The 19223-nt window shown below is 72.2% G+C and carries 22 protein-coding genes and 3 pseudogenes; 17 read left to right on the plus strand and 8 right to left on the minus strand.

Annotated features, from left to right (window positions below; translation table 11 throughout):
- Positions 1-69 precede the first annotated feature (69 nt).
- The 4 genes and pseudogenes from K7472_RS01020 (at position 70) to K7472_RS01035 (ending at position 2495) form a co-directional block, all read left to right on the plus strand.
- Positions 70-1053 (plus strand): SDR family NAD(P)-dependent oxidoreductase, encoded by a 984-nt coding sequence (locus K7472_RS01020; protein ID WP_222973020.1) that lies wholly within the window; start codon positions 70-72, stop codon positions 1051-1053.
- Between the two features lie 90 nt (positions 1054-1143).
- Positions 1144-1398: pseudogene (locus K7472_RS01025) on the plus strand (enolase C-terminal domain-like protein); the annotation flags it as partial.
- Positions 1399-1473: 75 nt separating this feature from the next.
- Positions 1474-1833, plus strand: a complete 360-nt coding sequence (locus K7472_RS01030) for a DUF3140 domain-containing protein (RefSeq protein WP_222973023.1) — start codon at positions 1474-1476, stop codon at positions 1831-1833.
- A 2-nt stretch (positions 1834-1835) separates the two neighbouring features.
- On the plus strand, positions 1836-2495 hold the full coding sequence (locus tag K7472_RS01035; protein WP_222973025.1) for an HhH-GDP family DNA glycosylase: 660 nt from the start codon (positions 1836-1838) through the stop codon (positions 2493-2495).
- Between the two features lie 18 nt (positions 2496-2513).
- On the opposite strand, the gene K7472_RS01040 is transcribed toward K7472_RS01035, so the two are convergent.
- The 3 genes and pseudogenes from K7472_RS01040 to K7472_RS33625 all read right to left on the minus strand — a co-directional run.
- Positions 2514-2912, minus strand: coding sequence for an STAS domain-containing protein (locus K7472_RS01040; protein WP_222973027.1), 399 nt, complete (start codon positions 2910-2912; stop codon positions 2514-2516).
- A gap of 244 nt (positions 2913-3156) precedes the next feature.
- Positions 3157-3351: pseudogene (locus tag K7472_RS01045) on the minus strand (glutathione-dependent formaldehyde dehydrogenase); the annotation flags it as partial.
- Between the two features lie 3 nt (positions 3352-3354).
- A pseudogene (locus tag K7472_RS33625) lies at positions 3355-3498 on the minus strand (glutathione-dependent formaldehyde dehydrogenase); the annotation flags it as partial.
- Positions 3499-3639: 141 nt separating this feature from the next.
- Between K7472_RS33625 and K7472_RS01055 the strand changes: the two are divergent.
- The 9 genes from K7472_RS01055 to ligD all read left to right on the plus strand — a co-directional run bounded on the left by K7472_RS01055 (position 3640) and on the right by ligD (position 9506).
- Positions 3640-3963: a plasmid stabilization protein gene (locus K7472_RS01055; protein ID WP_222973028.1), complete on the plus strand. Its 324-nt coding sequence runs from the start codon at positions 3640-3642 to the stop codon at positions 3961-3963.
- Between the two features lie 179 nt (positions 3964-4142).
- Positions 4143-4625 carry a Na+/H+ antiporter subunit E gene (locus tag K7472_RS01060; RefSeq protein WP_222973029.1) on the plus strand — a complete coding sequence of 161 codons (483 nt, stop codon included), beginning with the start codon at positions 4143-4145 and terminating at the stop codon, positions 4623-4625.
- The gene (locus K7472_RS33150; protein ID WP_222973030.1) at positions 4622-4915 is read left to right on the plus strand and encodes an MrpF/PhaF family protein; all 294 of its coding nucleotides are present in this window, start codon (positions 4622-4624) and stop codon (positions 4913-4915) included. The genes K7472_RS01060 and K7472_RS33150 overlap by 4 nt, the downstream gene beginning before the upstream one ends.
- A complete protein-coding gene (locus tag K7472_RS01070; protein ID WP_222973031.1) occupies positions 4912-5220 on the plus strand; it encodes a cation:proton antiporter in 309 nt (102 codons plus the stop codon). Before K7472_RS33150 ends, K7472_RS01070 begins: the two co-directional genes overlap by 4 nt.
- A complete protein-coding gene (locus tag K7472_RS01075; protein WP_252394910.1) occupies positions 5217-5543 on the plus strand; it encodes a Na(+)/H(+) antiporter subunit B in 327 nt (108 codons plus the stop codon). The genes K7472_RS01070 and K7472_RS01075 overlap by 4 nt, the downstream gene beginning before the upstream one ends.
- Entirely contained in the window at positions 5540-6325 is a 786-nt protein-coding gene (gene mbhE, locus K7472_RS01080) for a hydrogen gas-evolving membrane-bound hydrogenase subunit E (RefSeq protein WP_222973033.1), read from the plus strand. The genes K7472_RS01075 and mbhE overlap by 4 nt, the downstream gene beginning before the upstream one ends.
- On the plus strand, positions 6322-6666 hold the full coding sequence (locus K7472_RS01085) for a sodium:proton antiporter (RefSeq protein WP_222973035.1): 345 nt from the start codon (positions 6322-6324) through the stop codon (positions 6664-6666). Before mbhE ends, K7472_RS01085 begins: the two co-directional genes overlap by 4 nt.
- 8 nt (positions 6667-6674) lie before the next feature.
- Entirely contained in the window at positions 6675-8528 is a 1854-nt protein-coding gene (locus tag K7472_RS01090; protein ID WP_308013709.1) for a complex I subunit 5 family protein, read from the plus strand.
- A 63-nt stretch (positions 8529-8591) separates the two neighbouring features.
- Positions 8592-9506, plus strand: a complete 915-nt coding sequence (gene ligD, locus K7472_RS01095; protein WP_222973037.1) for a non-homologous end-joining DNA ligase — start codon at positions 8592-8594, stop codon at positions 9504-9506.
- A 52-nt stretch (positions 9507-9558) separates the two neighbouring features.
- Here the strand turns inward: ligD and K7472_RS01100 are convergent, their stop codons facing one another.
- On the minus strand, positions 9559-10524 hold the full coding sequence (locus K7472_RS01100) for an LLM class F420-dependent oxidoreductase (protein ID WP_222973038.1): 966 nt from the start codon (positions 10522-10524) through the stop codon (positions 9559-9561).
- Between the two features lie 589 nt (positions 10525-11113).
- On the opposite strand from K7472_RS01100, the gene K7472_RS01105 reads away from it, so the two are divergent.
- From K7472_RS01105 to K7472_RS01115, 3 genes are all read left to right on the plus strand, one after another.
- Complete coding sequence (locus K7472_RS01105) at positions 11114-11914, plus strand: SigB/SigF/SigG family RNA polymerase sigma factor (RefSeq protein ID WP_222973039.1); 801 nt, start codon at positions 11114-11116, stop codon at positions 11912-11914.
- A gap of 177 nt (positions 11915-12091) precedes the next feature.
- Positions 12092-12763 carry a biliverdin-producing heme oxygenase gene (locus tag K7472_RS01110; protein ID WP_222973040.1) on the plus strand — a complete coding sequence of 224 codons (672 nt, stop codon included), beginning with the start codon at positions 12092-12094 and terminating at the stop codon, positions 12761-12763.
- A 140-nt stretch (positions 12764-12903) separates the two neighbouring features.
- Positions 12904-13317 carry an SsgA family sporulation/cell division regulator gene (locus K7472_RS01115; RefSeq protein WP_222973041.1) on the plus strand — a complete coding sequence of 138 codons (414 nt, stop codon included), beginning with the start codon at positions 12904-12906 and terminating at the stop codon, positions 13315-13317.
- A 105-nt stretch (positions 13318-13422) separates the two neighbouring features.
- Here K7472_RS01115 and K7472_RS01120 read toward each other — a convergent pair whose 3' ends face one another.
- Complete coding sequence (locus K7472_RS01120; RefSeq protein WP_222973042.1) at positions 13423-13908, minus strand: DUF5709 domain-containing protein; 486 nt, start codon at positions 13906-13908, stop codon at positions 13423-13425.
- Between the two features lie 46 nt (positions 13909-13954).
- Positions 13955-15088 (minus strand): glutathione-independent formaldehyde dehydrogenase, encoded by a 1134-nt coding sequence (locus tag K7472_RS01125; RefSeq protein ID WP_222973044.1) that lies wholly within the window; start codon positions 15086-15088, stop codon positions 13955-13957.
- A gap of 313 nt (positions 15089-15401) precedes the next feature.
- Here K7472_RS01125 and qcrB point away from each other — a divergent pair, with 313 nt between their 5' ends.
- Complete coding sequence (qcrB, locus tag K7472_RS01130) at positions 15402-17102, plus strand: cytochrome bc1 complex cytochrome b subunit (RefSeq protein WP_222973046.1); 1701 nt, start codon at positions 15402-15404, stop codon at positions 17100-17102.
- A 28-nt stretch (positions 17103-17130) separates the two neighbouring features.
- Here qcrB and ctaF read toward each other — a convergent pair whose 3' ends face one another.
- Positions 17131-17520, minus strand: a complete 390-nt coding sequence (gene ctaF / locus K7472_RS01135; RefSeq protein WP_222973048.1) for an aa3-type cytochrome oxidase subunit IV — start codon at positions 17518-17520, stop codon at positions 17131-17133.
- Positions 17521-17524: 4 nt separating this feature from the next.
- Entirely contained in the window at positions 17525-19162 is a 1638-nt protein-coding gene (gene ctaD / locus K7472_RS01140) for an aa3-type cytochrome oxidase subunit I (protein ID WP_252394966.1), read from the minus strand.
- Positions 19163-19223 lie beyond the last annotated feature (61 nt).

The raw sequence follows: 19223 nt of genomic DNA on the forward strand, positions 1-19223 counted from the left end.
TACCCGGGGAGCGGCAGCACGCCGGGCGGCCCCGGAGCGTACGGGCCGCAGGACGTCAGGAGGCCGTTGATGACATCGTTCGGACCGCACGGGGACGGCTCGCCGCTGCGCGGGCACACCGCGCTGGTCACCGGTTCCTCGCGGGGACTCGGCCTGCTGATCGCCCGCGAACTGGCCGACCGGGGCTGCCGGGTGATGCTCTGCGCCCGGGGCGAGCGGCAGCTCGTCGCCGCGGAGGCGGCCCTGCGGGCCCGGGGCGCCGACGTCGCCTCGCTGGCCTGCGACGTGAACGCCCCCGAGACGCCGCAGCGGCTGCTGGACGCGGTGACGGAGCGTCTCGGCAGCCTCGACGTGCTGGTCAACAACGCGGGCGTGATCCAGGTCGGCGCGCTGGAGGCGATGGGGGAGCAGCAGTACCGGGACGCCATGGAAACCATGTTCTTCGCGCCGCTGCGGCTGACCCTGGCCGCGCTGCCGGGACTGCGTGAGCGGCCCGGCGCCCGCGTCGTGAACATCGGCTCCATCGGCGGCCGGGTCGCCCCGCCGCACCTGCTGCCGTACGCCGCCGCCAAGTTCGCCGTCACCGGTTGGTCGGAGGGGCTGCGCACGGAGCTGGCGGCGCAGGGGATCAGCGTGACCACCGTCCTGCCGGGGCTGATGCGCACCGGTTCGCACACCGCCGCGCTCTTCCACGGTGACGCCGCGCACGAGTACGCGTGGTTCGCGCCGGGCGCGTCGCTGCCGCTGGTGTCGATGAACGCCGAGCGCGCCGCCCGCGCCATCGTCCGTGCCGCCGAGCGCCGGCGGCCCGAGCTGGTGTTGACCCCGCTGGCCAAGACGGCCGTACGGGCGCACGGGATCGCCCCGGCGACGACGACCCGGCTGATGTCGGTCGCGGCGCGGATGCTGCCGGGGGCCGGGACGGACGCGGAACGCGAAGGCGTGACCGGCGCCGGAGCGCGCGAACGGCTCGGCTCCAGGGTCGTCGACCGGCTGACCACCCTGGGCGACCGGGCGGCGGACCACTTCAACCAGCGCACCCACCCGGGCTGACACCCGCTCCCTCGGGCCCGCCGCGCGAACCCGATGACGCCTCAGCCTCGGCCCCGCCGCCCCCGGCGCCGCACGAGCCCGGTGACAAGTCTGGCCACGCCCGCCGCGGCCGCCGTGCACGGGCTGGAGATCTCCGGCCACTGCGCCCCGCACGCGCACGCCCACGTCGCCGCGAGCGTGCCGAACGTCCGCCACCTGGAGTGGTTCCACGACCACGTCCGCATCGAGTCGCTGCTGTTCGAGGGGGTGCTCGACCCGGCGGGCGGTGCGATACGGCCCGGTGCGAACGGCGCCGCGGGCCATGGGCTCACCCTGCGTCCCGACGTGACGCGCGCGTTTCCCTGAGCCCGGCGCGGGCACGCGAACCGTCCGGGGCCGGGGCACGAGGTGCCCCGGACGACCGACACGAGGAGGCAACCGATGACCGGCATTCCCGCCCTCGAAATGGACGCCCTGTGGGAAGAGTTCCACACGGTGGTGAACATGACCTCCGCCGAACTGAGCGCCTGGCTGCGCACCGACGCCTCCGGGGAACGGACCGAGCCGCCCCCCGAGGACCTGAGGCCCGAGCTGGGCGAGCGCGTCGTGGAGATCCTCGCCAAGCGCCGCACCGACCTGACCGACGCCGACGTGGCCACCATGTACGAGGTGGTGGACACCGTACGGCGCGAGCGGGGCGACGACGCCGAGCTGGAACCGCGCGCGGGCGACCCCGCCTGGCGGCACCGGCTGATGAGCGTCGGCCACGACCCGCTGGTCTCGGAGCGGAAGGTGACCTGACCATGGTCGCGACGACACGGAACGACCGGGAGACAGCCAGGACGCTGCTGTCCACCGAGGGCCGCACCTACGCGCAGGACGCCGGCATACGGCTGCGCGACACCCCGCAGCCGCTCTACCAGGTCCTCGTCATGGCCTGCCTGCTCAGCGCCCGCATCAAGGCCTCGGTCGCGACCGACTCGGCCCGCGCGCTGTTCGAGCACGGCATGCGCAGCCCGCGCGGGATGCGCGACGCGACCTGGCAGCAGCGGGTGGACGCCCTCGGCGAGGGCCACTACCGCCGCTACGACGAGCGCACCGCCACCCAGCTGGGCGAAGGCGCGCAGCTCGTGCTGGACGTCTGGGGCGGCGACCTGCGGCGGGTACGCGAGGAGGCGGACGGCGACCCGGACCACCTGCGCGGGGAACTGCGCCGGGTCCCCGGGCTCGGGCCGGTCGGCGCCGACATCTTCCTGCGCGAGGTGCAGTCGCTGTGGCCCGAGGTCGGACCGCTCTTCGACGGCAAGGCGGTCCAGGGCGCGAAGCGGCTCGGGCTGCCGGAAACGCCGGAGAAGCTGGCCGGACTCGTCAGCCGCGGGGAGCGGGCGGTGTTCGCGGCGGCGCTGGTGCGTGCCGCGCTGGACAAGGGGGTCGTGGACGAGGTGCGCGAGGCGGCGGCGTAGTCGGCCGAGCCGTACCCGTTAGGCCGAATGGGCGAATCCGGGGCCGCCCGGCGGACGCCGTCCGGGCCGTGCCGGAAGCGTCCGCACGCAGGAGTCCGGGTCCGGTTCCACGGTGAAGACCGACCGCAGCCGGGTGAACCTCAGGACCTTCTCCACCGACGGCGACAGCCCGCGCAGCCGCAGGCCCACGCCCGCGAGCGCCGCCCTGCGCCGCGCCGCCATCAGCACGCGCAGCCCCGAGCAGTCGAAGAAGGTCACGCCGGACAGGTCCACCACGAGGTCGCGCCGGTGCGCCAGCACCTGGGCCAGGCGGCGGTGGAGCAGCTCGCCGGTCGCCACGTCGACCTCGCCGGAGACCGCGAGGACCGTCTCGCCGCCGGCATCGCACACCGAGGTGATGTCGAACTCGTCGTCCATCGCGCGTGCCTCCTTCCCGCCCGGCCCCGCCGACCGGCCCGATGGGCCCGTCCGCCGGGAGCGGTGTGGGAAGAACAGCAAAACCCCGCGCCGACCGTCCTGTCCACCGGGTTCGGTGAACGAGTTGCAACCGGCCGGTAACCAGCGCTTCGGCAGCCGGAGTTGTCGCGCCCCGGAGGCAAATCGGCACCGGGTGCCAAAAGGACCGGTCGACCGGTTGCGTCCGGCTCTCCGGGCCGTCAACTCACGGCCGCAGCAGGAACTTGATCGCGCCGTCCTCCTTGCGCTGGTAGGTCCGGTAGGCCTCCGCCGCGTTCTCCAGCGGCACCCGGTGCGTCGCGAAGTCGTCCACGCCCAGCGGGTCCACCTCCGTCGGCAGCGGCAGGACGTCGTCCAACCAGCGCCGCACGTTCGCCTGCCCCATGCGGAACCGGATCTGCGCCAGCACCTCGTACAGATGCAGGTCGGAACCGCACAGCCCGGAGGACGTCATCCGCACGACGGCGTCGGTCGGTTCCTTGATCACCGGATCGGGCACGTCCTCGACCCGCACGTCCCGCTTTCCGTGCCACACGACCGCTCGCATCGCCAGCCTCCTCCTGCCGGTACCGGGTGTCAGCCGTTGCCCCGAGTACCCCGCGTGGAACCCCTGAACGGCCCACGCATAGGTGCCCGGGGGAGGGGAAGACGCAGCGCGTACCTCCCAGAACCGGAAGAGGTGAACGCCATGCCGGCCGGATCGAACCGCAAGCGGGAACGGCAGTACGAGCACATCAAGGCCAGTGCGAGGGACCGCGGGGAGAGCGAGGGCAGGGCCGAGGAGATCGCGGCCCGCACCGTCAACAAGGAACGGGCCCGCTCCGGCGAGTCGCGCACGGCCAGCCGTCAGTCGCTTCAGGACAAGTCGCCGGGCGAGCGCGGCGGTCAGCGCTCGGGACACGGCCCGGGGGGTCAGACCAGGGACCAGCTCTACGCGGAGGCGCAGCGGCGCAACGTGGACGGCCGCTCCTCGATGAACAAGGACGAGCTGAAGAAGGCGCTCGGCTACTAGCGGCCGCCGGCGGAGGCCTTCGTACTGATTGCGCTGTCCGAATGACGGTCGGGCGGCGTGGGGGAGTGCACCGGCGTGCGCCCGGGCGCACGGCACCGGGTCGGCGGTAGACGTAGCTCCCGGGGGTTGCCGGGCCATGCCGGGTCGCGTGGGCGGGACCACACCGTTGAGGAGGGGCGATGGCACGTGCCGGGGCGGCGGCGGTCCGCGAGGTGCTGGCGTGGTGGGCGGCACTGGTCGTGCTGTACCTGATGTTCATCAGCACGATCTCGGTGCTGGAATGCGTGGTGGGAGTGGCCGGAGCCGCGCTGGTCGCGCTCGTCGCCCGGCAGGTCAGGCTCGCCGCCGGAGGCCGCCCGGGCGCGAAGGGGCGGCTCGGACCCGCCCTGCTCGCGTTCCCCGCCGCCGTGTGCACCGACACCGGGCAACTGGCCTCGGCGATCGCGCGGTCCCTCCTGCGCCGCCCCGACGAGGGCGCCTTCCACACCCTGCGCCTGCGCGACGACGCGGGCCCGGCCTGGGCCTGCGCCCTGCTGTCGGCGACGCCCGGCGCGTACGTGGTCGACGTGCGCCACGACTCGGGGGAACAGCTGATCCAGGTCCACACCCTGGGCGACCCCAACCGCCTGGAACGCGCGCTGACCCACGGGGGCCGCCGGTGAACGCCTGGCTGGTGGCGACGGCGGTCCTGCTGACGTTCGCGCTGCCGCCGTGCGTGTGGGTGGCCTGCCGCGACTCGCCGCAGGAACGGCTCGCCGGGCTCAACCTCGCCACCACGGTGGCCGCGGTCGCCTTCCTGCTCATCGCCCAGGGCTTCCAACGGTCCTCCTACGGCGACCTGGGCCTGGTGCTCGCCGTGCTCGGCCCGGCGGGCACCCTCGTCTTCGCGCGCCTGCTCGGCGGTTCCGCGTACGACGTGCCCGCGCGCCGGGCGGGGGACGAGCAACGATGACGCCCCGTCATGTCTGCGCGCTGGCACTGCTGGTGGCCGGGATCGCCGTCCTGCTGCTGTCGGCGTTGGGCCTGGTCGTGCTGAGCCGTCCGTACGGAAGGCTGCACGCGCTGACCCCCGCGACCACCCTGGGCGCGCCACTGGTCTGCCTGGCGCTCGCCGTGGAGACCGGTGCCGGGCGCGCGGCGGTGAAACTGCTGATCATCGGCGTGCTGATCGCCGCGGGCGGCTCCGTGACCACGATGGCGGTCGGACGGGCCACCGCGCAGGCCGACGACCTGGTCGAGAGGGACTCCCCGGAATGAACGGCATCGCCCAGTACCTCGTCGTGGTGGCCCTGCTGCTGGTCGCCGCGAGCGCCACGGCCGCCGCCCTCGCCCGCGACCCGGTCACCCAGTCGACCCTGCTGGCGATGCTCGGGATCGCGCTGGCCGTGCTGTTCACCGTGTTGCAGGCGCCGGACGTCGCTCTGTCGCAGCTGGCCGTCGGCACCGCCGTCACCCCGCTGCTCATCCTGCTGACGGTGCGCAAGGTGCGCCGCGGCACCGGCGACGGCGCAGACGGGAAGCGCGGCGAGAGCACGGACCCGGACACCCCCAGCCGGGACGCGCGCGGGCGGCGCCGATGAGCCGACGCCTTCGCACCTGCCTCTTCCTCGCCGCCGCCGTCGTCCTCGCCGCCTTCTACGCCGCCGCCTGCACCGGCCTGCCGCACTTCGCCGGACTCGTCCACCCCTACGGCACCCGGGCGGTCGCGGCGGCCTTCCGGCAGCGCACCGCCAACGTCATCTCCTCCATCAACTTCGACCAGCGGGCCTTCGACACCCTCGGCGAGGAGTCCATCCTGTTCGCCGCGGTGCTGGGCGCCATCGTGCTGCTGCGGCGGGCCCGCGACGAACGCGAGGCGGCGCCCGCGCCCGGCCGCGTGATGCCCTCCACCCGGCTGTTCGGCACCGTGATGCTGCCCATCACCCTGCTCACCGGCTTCTACATCGTCGCCCACGGGCAACTCTCGCCCGGCGGCGGCTTCCAGGGCGGCGTCATCCTCGCCACCGGACTCCACCTCGCGTACATCGCCGCCGACTACCGGGCGCTGGAACGCATCCGGCCGCTGGCCTCGCTGGACGTCGCCGACGCGCTCGCCGCCGGGGCCTTCGCCGCGCTGGGCTTCGTGGGAATCGCCAAGGGCGCCGCGTACCTCCAGAACGTCCTGCCGCTCGGCACCTTCGGGCAGTTGTCCTCGGGCGGCCTGGTGCCCGTCATCAACGCCGCCGTGGGCGTCGAGGTCGGCTCCGGCATCGTCGTGCTGATCGCCCACTTCATCGACCAGGCCGTCGAGATCGAGTCGCCCTCGACCCAGGACGGCCAACGGCCGGACGACGCGTCCGGCGCGGACGGAGGGAACCGGTGAGCGTCTTCCCCTACCTGGTGGCCGGCTGGATCCTCTTGATCGGCCTGTACGGCATGGTGCGCAGCCGCGACGCCATCCACACCATCGGCTGCCTGGCCGTCGCGCAGTCGTCCACCTACGTGCTGCTGCTCGCGGTGGGATACCGGCGCGGCGGCACCTCGCCGTACTTCTCCGACACCCCGAAGTCCACCACCGTGGTCGACCCCGTGGTGCAGGCGCTCGCGCTGACCGACGTGGTGGTCGGCGCGACCGTCACCGCCCTGCTGCTGGCGCTCGCCATCCAGTTGCGCAAACGCCACGGCACCATCGACCCCGACTCGCTCACCGGGCTGAAGGGCTGACCGCGCACGTGCCCACCCAGGACCTGCTGCCCCTCGCCGTCGCCGTGCCCCTGCTGGGCGCGGTGCTGCTCGTCGTCGCCGGACGCCGGCTGCCGCGTGTCGCCATCGACGGCCTGGTGACCGCCCTGGCCGCGGCCGACGTCGCCGACCTGGCCCTGCTGTGGGCCCGTACCGGCGACGGCCGCAGCGTCGCCTGGCTGGGCGGCTGGCGCCCGGTGCACGGCGAGGGCGTGGGCATCGTGATGGTCGGCGACCGCATCGGCATCGGACTCGCCCTGCTCACCGCCGTCCTGATCCTGGCCGTCGTCGGCTACTCCTGGCGCTACTTCGAGCAGCCGCCCACCGAGCACCCGGGGACGTTCCCCGCGCTCATCCTCGTCTTCGAGGCCGGGATGTGCGGATTCGCGCTCACCGGCGACCTGTTCAACGCCTTCGTCTTCTTCGAGCTGATGGGCGCCGTCGCCTACGCGCTCACCGGCTTCCGCATCGAGGACCCGCGCCCGCTCCAGGGCGCGTTGACCTTCGGCATCGTCAACTCCCTCGCCGCGTACGCCTCGTTGCTGGGCATCGGGCTGCTGTACGCGCGCACCGGCGAACTCGGCTTCGCCCAGATCGGGCAGCACCTCGCCCACCACCGCGTGGACGCCCTGCTGGTCGCCGCCTTCGTGCTGGTGCTCACCGGGCCGCTGGTCAAGGCGGCGGTGGCGCCCTTCCACTTCTGGCTGCCGGACGCGCACGCGGTCGCGCCCACCCCGGTGTGCATGCTGCTGTCCGGCGTCATGGTCGAACTCGGGATCTACGGCATCGCGCGGATCTACTGGACGGTCTTCTCCGGCCCGCACGGCATTCCCATGGCGTGCTTCCGTGACACCTTCGTGGCGTTCGGCGCGCTGACCGCCGTGGTGGGCGCGGTGATGTGCTGGCAGCAACGCCACCTCAAGCGCATGCTCGCCTTCTCCACCGTCGGACACGTGGGACTGTTCCTGATCGGCGTGGCCCTGGTGACCCCGGAGGGTGTCGCCGGGACCGCGCTGTACGTCGCGGGACACGCGGGTGTGAAGGCGGCGTTGTTCGCCGTCACCGGCGTGCTGCTCGACCGGCACGGCTCGGTGGACGAGTACGGACTGTACGGCCGGGGCCGCGAACTGCGGCTGGGCGGCGTGCTGTTCACCGTGGGCGGCCTCGCGCTCGCCGGGCTGCCGCCGTTCGGCACCGGCCTGGGCAAGGCGGTCCTGGAGCACGCGGCGCTCTCCCGCTTCCCCTGGCTGCTCGTGGTCTTCGTCGGCGTCTCGGCACTCACCGCCGGCGCGGTGCTGCGCGCGGCGGCGCGGGTGTTCGCCGGGGCGGGACCGCGACCGCGGGAGCGCTACGCGGGCCCCGAGACGACCGGCGGCGGCGAGGAACCGGAGATCCGCGACCCCTCGCGAGCGGTTCCGCCGCCGATGCTGGCGGTGCCCGCCGTCCTGCTGCTCGGCGCCCTCGCGGTCGGCGTACTGCCCGGCATCGGACGGCAACTCGCGCTGGCGGCACGCCTGTTCACCGACCGCGCGGGCTACGTGGCGGCGCTGTACGGGCCCGCCCCCGCGCCCTCCGGTGCGTCACCGGCCACCGGCTGGACCGCCGAGGGCGTCAGCCTCGGACTGCTGTCCACCCTGCTGGCGTTGGTCGTCGCCGCGCTGGCGGTGTGGGGCCCCGCGGTGCCCTCGGGCGCCGTACACCGGGCACGCGAGACGCTCAGCGCGACCGGGCGGCGCGTGGTGCTGCCGCTGCGGCGCCTGCACTCCGGCCACATCGGCGACTACGTGAGCTGGCTGGCCGTCGGGCTGGCCGTGCTGCTGGTGGTGACGGCGGCCCAGGTGTGAGCGTCTCGCGTCGGGTTTGTCCTACGTGAGCCGGGGGATCCGGAGAGAACGGCGAGGAGGACCATGGCCACCACGACGAAGGACCGGGTACGCGTCGGCGGGCGCACCGTCGAGCTGACCCACCCGGACAAGGAACTCTTCCCCGACGACGGCATCACCAAGGCGGAGCTGGCCGACCACTACCGCCGGGTCGCCCGCCGCATGCTGCCCCACCTGCGGGACCGCGCGCTGGTGATGGAGCGCTACCCGGACGGCTACCGGGGCAGGTCCTTCTACCACAAGGACGTTCCCGACTACTTCCCCGACTGGATCCGCACCTGCGAGGTCCCCAAGGAGGGCGGCACGGTCACCATGGTGGTCTGCGACGCCGCCGCCACCCTGGTCTACCTCGCCAACCAGGCGTGCCTGACACCGCATCCCTGGCTGAGCAGGACCGAGAAACTCGACTGCCCGGACCGTCTGGTCTTCGACCTCGACCCGCCCGGCGAGGGCGACTTCGCCACGGTGCGCTGGGCCGCGCGGCAGCTGGGCGACCTGCTCACCGGGCTCGGGCTGCGGCCCGCCCTGATGACCACCGGCTCACGTGGCCTGCACGTCGTCGTGCCGCTGGTGCGCGGGACCGACTTCGACACGGCCCGCGGCTTCGCCCGCGCCGCCGCCGACACCCTCGCCTCCCGCCACCCCGACCGGCTCACCACGCAGGTGCGCAAGGACAAGCGCGAGGGCCGTCTCTATCTCGACATCCAGCGCAACGCCTACGCCCAGACCTCCGTCGCCCCCTACGCGGTGCGCGCCAGGCCGCACGCCCCGGTCGCCACGCCGATCGGCTGGGACGAGCTGGACGATCCCGGACTCGGGCCGCAGCGGTGGACGTTGCGCACGATCGGCGACCGGCTGGAGAAGCACGGCGACCCGTGGCGCGGCCTGAACCGCTGCGCCCGCTCCCTGGGCCCGGCGATGCGACGGCTGGAGCAGTAGGCCCTGGCCCTCGCGGCAGCAGGCCCCGGCCCTCGCGCTCGGTGGGCTCGTCTCACAACTCGCGCAGCGCGGGCAGCAGTTCCTTCTCCGCCCAGTCGAAGAAGGGCAGTTGGTGGTCGCCGCCGATCTGCACCAGGGCCACCTCGGTGAACCCGGCCTCCGCGTAGGGGCGCACCGCGTCCACGAACGCGTTCACGTCGTTGCCGCACGGGATGGACGCGGCGACGTCCTCCTTGCGTACGAACTGCGTGGCGGAGGCGAAGCCACTGGTCCCCGGCAGCTCGGAGTTGACCTTCCAGCCGCCGCCGAACCAGCGGAACTGGTCGTGGGCGCGGTCGATCGCCGCGTCGCGGTCGGTGTCGTAGCAGACCGGCAGCTGTCCCACCCGGGGCTTTCCCCTGCCGCCGTGCCGGTCGAAGGAGGTCAGCAGCTCAGCCTTCGGTTCGACGGCGATGACCAGATCGCCCAGCCGGCCCGCGAGTTCGCAGGACTGCTCGCCGGAGACCGCGATGCCGATGGGCGGCGGCTGGTCCGGCCGGTCCCACACCTTGGCCGACTCCACGTCGTAGTGCGTGCCGTGGTGGTCGACGTACCCGCCCGCGAAGAGCGAGCGGATGATCTCGACGGCTTCGGCCAGCATCTCGTGCCGCACGTCCACGGCGGGCCAACCACCGCCGATCACATGCTCGTTGAGGTTCTCACCCGCCCCGAGACCCAGCCGGAACCGCCCCTGCGACAGCAGTTGAACGGTCGCCGCCTTCTGGGCGACCACGGCCGGGTGGTAGCGCATCGTCGGACAGGTCACGTAGGTCATCAGCGGAATGCGGGAGGTGGCCTGAGCGGCGGCGCCCAGCACGCTCCAGGCGTAGGGGGCGTGCCCCTGCGAGTCGAGCCACGGCGAGTAGTGGTCGGATATGACGGAGAAGTCGAAACCGGTCTCCTCCGCCCGCACCACGTGCTCGACCAGCTCCCGGGGGCCGGCCTGCTCGGTCATCATCGTGTATCCGATTCGCACCATATTGAGGCGGATTCCCGGTGGTGTGCTCGGGAAAACGTGCGACGGCCCCGCGCCCGCGTACGACGACGGCCGCCACGCGACTCGGCGCGGCGGCCGTGGGCGGCCCGGTGGGGAAGCGGCTCAGTACGGCAGCTGTCGGCCGGACGGGGTGCGCAGGTCGAGGGGCGGGGGCTGCTTGGGGCGCTGGGCCCTCGGGACGAGGATGCGTGTCATGGCCGATCGCCTCCTGGTGCGGACTGCCGGTTCTTCCCGTTGTCGCGCTCCCAGTCTGCTCCGGGGCGCTCGCGCGTCGCCGGAGGCTCCGGAACCGCCGGGACGGCGACCCGTGGTGGCGTCGTTCCCGTGAAAGGTGTCTGCTCACCGGCCGTCCTTCTCAACCGCACTCGTGGGCGTCAATTGATCTCGCCCGTCGATCTCGCCCGAAAAGTCGTGAATGACGTTTGAAGACGTGAGACAGGGACAGGCGTGATCTCGTGCTACGGGTGGCGGCAGCCGCCGGCAGGGCGTGGAACCGCCTGTCGCGTGCGCACGGGGTGGGGGTCGCGGCGCCGGAGGACCCATCGTGGATATTCCTGTCCCTGGAGACGCCATGCGTGAATTCGCGCGTCCCGCCCGTGCGGGTCGTTCCCTACGACACCACGACACCCCGGACACCGACGAGGCGTTCGAACGACTCACCCGAATGGCCGAAGGTCCGGAGCGCGAGGCGTTGCGGCAGGAGGTCATCACCGCCTGGATGCCGATGGCCGAACGGCTGGCGACCCGGTTTCGCAACCGTGGCGAGGACGACGACGACCTGCGTCAGGTCGCCGCGCTGGGGCTGGTGAAGGCGGTCGACCGCTACGACCCGGGACGCGGCACGGCGTTCGCCAGTTTCGCCGTGCCCACGGTGGTCGGCGAGATCAAGCGGCACTTCAGGGACCACCTGTGGAGCCTGCACGTGCCGCGCAGGGTGCAGGAACTGCGCAACCGGGTGCGGCGGGCCCGCGTGGAGCTCTCGCAGGGGGTGGACGCCCGCTCGCCCAGCGTGCGGGAGGTGGCCGCGCACACCGGGCTGACCGAGGAGGAGGTCCTGCTGGGTCTCGAGGCCATCGACAGCTTCTCCACCCTCTCCCTCGACGCCGAACTGCCCGGCTCCGACGGCTACGCGCTGAAGGACACCATCGGCGCGGGCGACGGTGCGATGGACCTGGTGGTCGACCGAGAGTCGGCCAAGCCGTGCCTGCGTCAACTCCCGGACCGCGAAAGGGACATCCTCTACCTCCGGTTCTTCCGGGGCATGACGCAGAGCCAGATCGCCAGGAACATGGGGATATCCCAGATGCACGTCTCCCGGCTGCTGAGCCGCACCTGTACGCGGCTGAGGACGCAGATCCTGGCCGACGCCTGACCTCACCCCGTCCTGCCGAGGCCTGACCTCTCCACGTCCTCCGGCAGGCCACGCGGAGTGGCGCGGGCGGGTTGCGGGTAAAGTTACCGACGCCCTGTCGGCAACTCGCTAGTTAGGCTAGCCTAACTCGTGTCGGTGCGAGCGCGCCGCCCGTTGTCCCTCCTGGAGGACCGCCCCATGACCGAGACGGTGTCCACCGGCTCCACCGGATTCGCCGCCCTGCTGCGCGACGCGAGCGCGCAGGAGCACCAGCGGGCGGAGCAGTCCCGCTTCATGGGCAACCTGCTCGGCGGCCGCCTCGGCGTCGACGCGTACGCCGAACTGGCCGGGCAACTGTGGTTCGTCTACCGGGAGCTGGAACAGGCGGGCGAACGGCTCGCCGCCGACCCGGTGGTCGGCCCCTTCGTCGACCCGGCGCTCGAGCGCACCGGCGCCCTGGAGCGGGACCTGCTCCACCTGCGCGGCGAGGACTGGCGCGATTCGCTGTCCGCGCTGCCGGCGACCGAGGCGTACACGGCCCGGCTGCGCGAGGTGGCCCGGGGCTGGGCCCCCGGCTATCTCGCGCACCACTACACCCGCTACCTGGGCGACCTGTCCGGTGGCCAGATCATCCGCGGCATCGCGGAGAAGACCTGGGGTTTCGAGCGCAAGGGCGACGGCGTGCGGTTCTACGTCTTCGAGGGCGTCGCCAACCCGGCCGCCTTCAAGCGCGAGTACCGCGCCAAGCTGGACGCCGCCGCGGTGGACGAGGTCGAGCGGCACCGGATCGCGGAGGAGTGCAAGCGCGCCTTCCGGCTCAACACCGCCCTCTTCCAGGACCTCGACGGGCGCTTCCCGCTGAGCGCCTGAACGGCCCGCCGCGCGCGCCTCGCCCCGCCCACCCGGCGCCCTGCCCGGTCCGCCGGGCGAACCGGCGGCCGCCCCAAAGGGTTTGACCACCTCGCTCGCGGGTTACCCGCGCAGCGAGGACAGACCCGTGGAGGGCGCCGATGGACTACCGCTTCTATCACTACACGACCGGAGTCCTGCGGCTGCCCGCCTCGGGAGGCCCGGTCCACGTGCCCACCGAACTCCGCTACAGCGACGCGGACTGTCTCGCGGTGCACATGACGTTCCACGTGCCCGGCAACCCGGCTGTCACCTGGGTGTTCGGCTGGGAACTGCTGGGTGAGGGAACGATTCACCCCGCGGGGGAGGGTGACGTACGGGTGGCACCCGCCGTGGACGCGCCGCGCGACGTCGAGTTGCTGCTGCGGGCGCCGGAGGGCGAGGTGCGCGTGCGGTACTCGGCGCGGGACCTGCGGGACTTCGTCGGCCGGGTCCGGGTGATGTCGGCCCGGAGCCTGACGCGGATGTCGCAGGATGCGGACCGCGAGTTGCTGGACATCCTGGAAGGCGCGTGAGGCCGGAAGGCACCTTCGCCTGAGGCCGGAAGGCACCTTCGTGCGGGCCGACGGTCCGGCGGGCGGGAGAGCCGCCGCCGGACCGTCGGCCCGCACGCGTGTTGCCTACCCCTCTTCCACGCCCGCCTCCGGGTCGTCCACCGTGTGCACCGCCGCCTCCTCCGCCGAGGCCGCGCCGCCCGCGATCCCGGCGTCGGACGCGGCGGTGTCGTCCACCTCGTCGGAGTGCCCGGGCACGCCCTCGTCGTCGGCGACCAGGCGCCCGGAGCGGTCCTCGCCCGCCTCCGGGTCCACCGGCTCACCCGTGGCCCCGGGCGCGTCGCCGATGCCGTTGCCCGGCGGGGCCTCGACGTCCGGTTCCTCCTCCGACAGCCGCTGGTCCAGGCTCTCGCCGGAGCGCTGCTCGTTCGCCGTGGTGCCGTAGTGCTCGGCCTCGCGCGGCCGCTCCGGCGGCGAGTACCCCTCGTCCAGCGCCGGGTCGACACCCCGGTCGTCCAGGGTGTCGAGCGGATCCATCAATCCCGCGTCGTCCTGCACCTCGGCGTCGTCCGGCTGGTAGACCTCGTCACCGCGTGCCTCGTCGTCCGACATGGTTCGCCCCTCCTCGATCGAGCTCGTGCTTCGCCGTGCGTGCCGCTCACGGGCGCAGGACGACCTTCGTCCAGCCGTCGTCGCGGTCGTCGAAGTGCCGGTACGCCTCGGGCGCGTCGTCCAGGTCGACGTGGTGCGAGACCAGGAACGACGGCTTGGCGCGATCCGCCGCGATCAGGTCGCGCAGCTGCCGGTTGTAGCGCTTGACGTGTGCCTGGCCGGAGCCCATCCGCAGGCCCTTCTGGAAGAAGACGCCCAGGTCGAACGCGACCTGTCCCTCGCGGCCGAGTGCGTCGGGCGAGCCGGGGTCCTCGGGGACGAAGACGCCGACCACGCCGATGCCGCCGGTGGCCCGGACAGAGGCGACCAGGTTGTTCATGGTCGCGTTGGGGTGCTCGGTGCCGGACGGGTCGTGCGCCTGCCAGCCCACGCACTCGCAGCCCCTGTCGGCGCCCTCTCCGCCGGTCAGGTCCAGGACCTGCTCCACCGCGTCACCCGCGCTGTCGTCCACCGGGATCGCGCCGATCTTGTCGACCAGCCTCAGCCGGTCCGGCTGCCGGTCGACCACCATGACCTTGCTCGCGCCGAACAGTGTCGCCGAGTACGCGGCCATCAGCCCTACCGGCCCGGCGCCGTAGATCACCACGGAGTCGCCGGGTTCCATCCCGGCCAGCTGGGTGGCGTGGTGCCCGGTGGGCCAGATGTCGGCCAGCATCACGTAGTCGTCCTCGCGCTCCCGCGCGTCCGGCGGCAGCCGCAGGCAGTTGAAGTCGCCGAACGGCACCCGCAGCAGTTCCGCCTGCCCACCGCTGTACGGCCCCATGTCGGCGAACCCGTAGGCGCCCCCGGCGAACCCGGGGTTGACGGTCAGGCAGGCGCCCGTGAAGCCGCGTTCGCAGTTCTTGCAGAAGCCGCACGCGACGTTGAACGGCACGCACACCCGGTCGCCGACCCGCACCCGGGTCACCGCGGGGCCGACCTCGATGACCTCGCCGAGGTTCTCGTGGCCCAGCACCCGGCCTTCCTCCAGGTCGGTGCGGCCTTCGTACATGTGCAGGTCGGATCCGCAGATGTTGGTCGAGGTGATCTTCACCAGGACGTCGGTCGGCTCCTCGACGCGGGCGTCCGGCACGTCCTTGACGGCCACCTGCCGGGGGCCCTCGTAGACCAGTGCCTTCATGACGGCCTCCTCTCGGTGAATGCGGTGAATGCGGTGTATTCGACGATTCGGGGATCTGGAGGATCCGGGGACGCGGAATCGGTGCGTCCGTGCACGGGCCGGGTTCCCCGAGGCGGCTGCCTCAATCGCCCGTCGCGCCCGGAAACGACCCATTGACGCGTGTGCCTCGTGTGCCTCGTGTGATCGAGGAGAGCGTGGGGGCGACCCATGGCCTGGTTGTCCTTCTGTGGCTGTGGTTACCCATGAGGCGAAAACGCTGCCGCTCGTGTCCGGGGCCCGGCAGCCGACGCCGCCAACGCGAGGGAAGTGGCCGATGGTGTTCGGGAAGCGCAAGCGCCGGACGGCACAGCGGGCCGAGCGGGCCGGGCGGGCCGCCGAGACCGGCTTCGCCGTGCTGGACCGGCGGCTTCCGATGGCGGAGGGCGCCCGCGCGCTGCTGCGCAAGGCCTTTCCCGACCACTGGTCGTTCCTGCTGGGCGAACTCGCCCTGTACAGCTTCGTGGTGCTGGTGCTGACCGGCGTCTACCTGACGCTCTTCTTCGACCCGAGCATGACGCTGTCGACCTACCACGGCACGTACACGCCGCTGCGCGGCCTGCCGATGACCCAGGCGTACTCCTCGACCCTCCACATCAGCTTCGACGTGCGCGGCGGGCTGCTGATCCGGCAGGTCCACCACTGGGCCGCGCTGCTGTTCATCTCCGCCATCGGCGTGCACATGCTGCGGATCTTCTTCACCGGCGCGTTCCGCCGACCGCGTGAGGGCAACTGGATCATCGGGGTGATCCTGCTGATCCTCGCCATGCTGGAGGGCTTCTGCGGCTACTCGCTCCCCGACGACCTGCTCTCCGGCACCGGTCTGCGCACCGCGGGGACCATCGCCGGCTCGATCCCGGTCGTCGGCACCTACCTGGAGTTCTTCGCCTTCGGCGGGCCCTACCCGGGGCACGACATCATCCCCAGGCTCTACGCCGTGCACATCCTGCTGGTGCCGGGACTGCTGGTCGCGCTCATCACCGTCCACCTGATCCTGGTGGTCTACCTCAAACACACCCAGTTCAGCGGCCTGGGCAGGACCAACCGCAACGTCGTCGGCCAGCCGATGGTCCCGCAGTTCGCCGCCAAGTCGACCGGGCTGTCGCTCATGGTCTTCGGCAGCCTGTCCGCGCTCGCCGCCTCGGCGCAGATCAACCCCATCTGGATCTACGGTCCCTACCGCCCCGACATCGTCATCACCGACGCGCAGCCGGACTGGTACGTGGGGTTCCTGGAGGGCGCGCTGCGCCTGATGCCCCCGGCCGAGACCACCGTCGCCGGCCACACCCTGATGTGGAACGTGCTGGTGCCCGCGCTGCTGATGCCCGGGGTGCTGTTCACGCTGCTGATCCTCTACCCGTTCTGCGAGCGCTGGGTGACCGGCGACGCGGGCGAGCACCATCTGCTGGACCGCCCGCGCGACCACCCGGCCCGCACCGCCTTCGGCGTCGCCGGGGTGGTCTTCTACGGCGTCCTGCTGCTGGCGGGCGGCAACGACGTGGTCGCGTACGCGATGCGCTGGTCGGTGAACGCGTTGACCTGGATCTTCCGTGTCGCCGTCATCGTCGGCCCGCCGCTGGCCTTCATGCTGACCAAGCGACTGTGCCTGGCGTTGCAGGACCACGAACGCGAGACGCTGACCGAGGGCACCGAGACCGGCCGGGTCAGCCAGGCGGTGCACGGCGAGATCTCCGAGGCCCACCGCCCGGTCCCGGCCGAGGCCCGCTACCGGGCGCTGGTCCGCGCGACCCCGCGCCCCCTGAGCGTCGACGAGGGCGCCGAGGAGGGGGAGGGGGCGCGCGTCCGCCGGGTGCGGCGCCTGCGGGTCGCGCTGGGCTCCTGGTACTACGGCGACCGTGTCGAGATGCCCGCGACGCCCCGTCAGCGTGCCGAGATCGAGGCCCGCACGGCGCCGCCCGCGCACCCCGGCGACTCCGACGACGCCCCCGAGCGCCAGGCGACCGCGCCGAGCGAGTGACGACCACGCCGAGCGATGACCGAGCCGCTCACTCCCCGCGGTGCGCGTACTGGAAGGCGAACCCGCCCACCCCGGCCCCCAGCACGCCGAAGCCGATCAGGAACAGCCACAGCCCGTAGACGACGCCCAGCGCGCACAGCACGGACCCCAGCGCCGTCATCGGTGGCCAGGCGCTGCGCGCCGGGAAGAAGTCCACCGGCCCGGAGCGCTCCAGGATCTCGGCGTCGCCGCGGTCCTCCGGACGGGTGCCCTTGCGGCGGTACTGCGTGTAGAGGAAGAACGAGATCAACGAGGCCATCAGGAACGACACCGCGAGCGCGGCCTTGCCGGCCGGGTCCGTGGCGTACACCGCGTAGACGACGAAGGCCGCCAGGAAGAACAGCGCCACTCCGGCGAACAGCCGGGCCTCGGTCCTCACCGGGTCACTCTCCCTTGGTGTCGGGCGTGGGTTGGCCGCTCCCGTCGGACTCCGGCAGCTCCCGGGTCACCGGAGCCTGCGGATGCCGCAGGTCGAAGGCGGGGGAGTCGGAGCGGATGCGCGGCAGCGCCGTGAAGTTGTGCCGCGGCGGCGGGCAGGAGGTCGCCCACTCCAGCGAACGCCCGAAACCCCACGGGTCGTCCACCTCGACCCTGGGCGCGTACCGGGCCGTGTGCCACACGTTGTACAGGAACGGCAGCGTGGACGCGCCCAGCAGGAACGCGCCGACCGAGGAGATGGTGTTCAGCGTGGTGAAGCCGTCGGACGGCAGGTAGTCCGCGTACCGCCGGGGCATGCCTTCCTCGCCCAGCCAGTGCTGCACCAGGAACGTGGTCTGGAATCCCACGAACAACGTCCAGAAGTGCACCCGGCCCCACCGCTCGTCCAGCATCCGGCCGGTCCACTTCGGCCACCAGAAGTAGAACCCGCCGAACATCGCGAACACCACCGTCCCGAACAGCACGTAGTGCAGGTGCGCCACGATGAAGTACGAGTCGCTGACGTGGAAGTCCAGCGGCGGCGAGGCGATCAGCACCCCGCTCAGTCCGCCCAGCAGGAAGGTCACCAGGAAGCCGGTCGCCCACAGCATCGGCGTCTCGAACGACACCGAACCGTGCCACATCGTGCCGATCCAGTTGAAGAACTTCACCCCGGTCGGCACGGCGATCAGGAACGACATCAGCGAGAAGAACGGCAGCAGCACCTCGCCCGTGACGAACATGTGGTGTGCCCACACCGTCGCCGACAGCATCGTGATGGCGATCGTCGCGCCCACCATGCCCATGTAGCCGAAGACCGGCTTGCGGCTGAAGACCGGGATGATCTCGGTGATCACCCCGAAGAACGGCAACGCCACGATGTAGACCTCGGGATGGCCGAAGAACCAGAACAGGTGCTGCCACAGGATCGCCCCGCCGTTGGCCGGGTCGTAGACGTGCGCGCCGAACTTGCGGTCCGCCTCCAGCGCCAGCAGCGCGGCGGTCAGCACCGGGAACGCCAGCAACGCCAGGATCGAGGTGAACAGGATGTTCCAGGTGAAGATCGGCATCCGGAACATCGTCATCCCCGGCGCCCGCAGGCACACGATGGTGGTGACGAAGTTGACCGAGCCCAGTACGGTGCTCAGCCCCGCCACCACCAGGCCCATGCACCACAGGTCGCCGCCGTGTCCGGGTGAGAAGACCGCGCTGTTGAGCGGCGCGTACGCGAACCACCCGAACGCCGCGGCGCCACCGGGGATCAGGAAGCCGGAGACGACCATCAGCGCGCCGAACAGGTACAGCCAGTAGGTGAGGGCGTTGAGCCGGGGGAACGCCACGTCCGGGGCGCCGATCTGAAGGGGCATCACGGCGTTGGCGAAACCCGCGAACAGCGGGGTGGCGAACAGCAGCATCATGATGGTGCCGTGCACGGTGAACAGCTGGTTGTACTGCTCGTTGCTGACGAACTGGAGCCCCGGGCGGGCCAGTTCGGCCCGCATCAGCATCGCCAGCACACCGCCGAGCAGGAAGAAGCAGAAGGACGTGACCAGATAGAGGTTGCCGATCACCTTGTGGTCGGTGGTGGTGAACCAGCGCAGCATCGCGCGGCCATCGCGCAGCCGCCGCTGAGCCGCCGCGTCGTCCTGTCGCGCCGCCTGCTCC

The sequence above is a fragment of the Streptantibioticus parmotrematis genome, from assembly GCF_019890615.1.
In the GTDB taxonomy this organism is placed as follows: Bacteria; Actinomycetota; Actinomycetes; order Streptomycetales; family Streptomycetaceae; genus Streptantibioticus_D; species Streptantibioticus_D parmotrematis.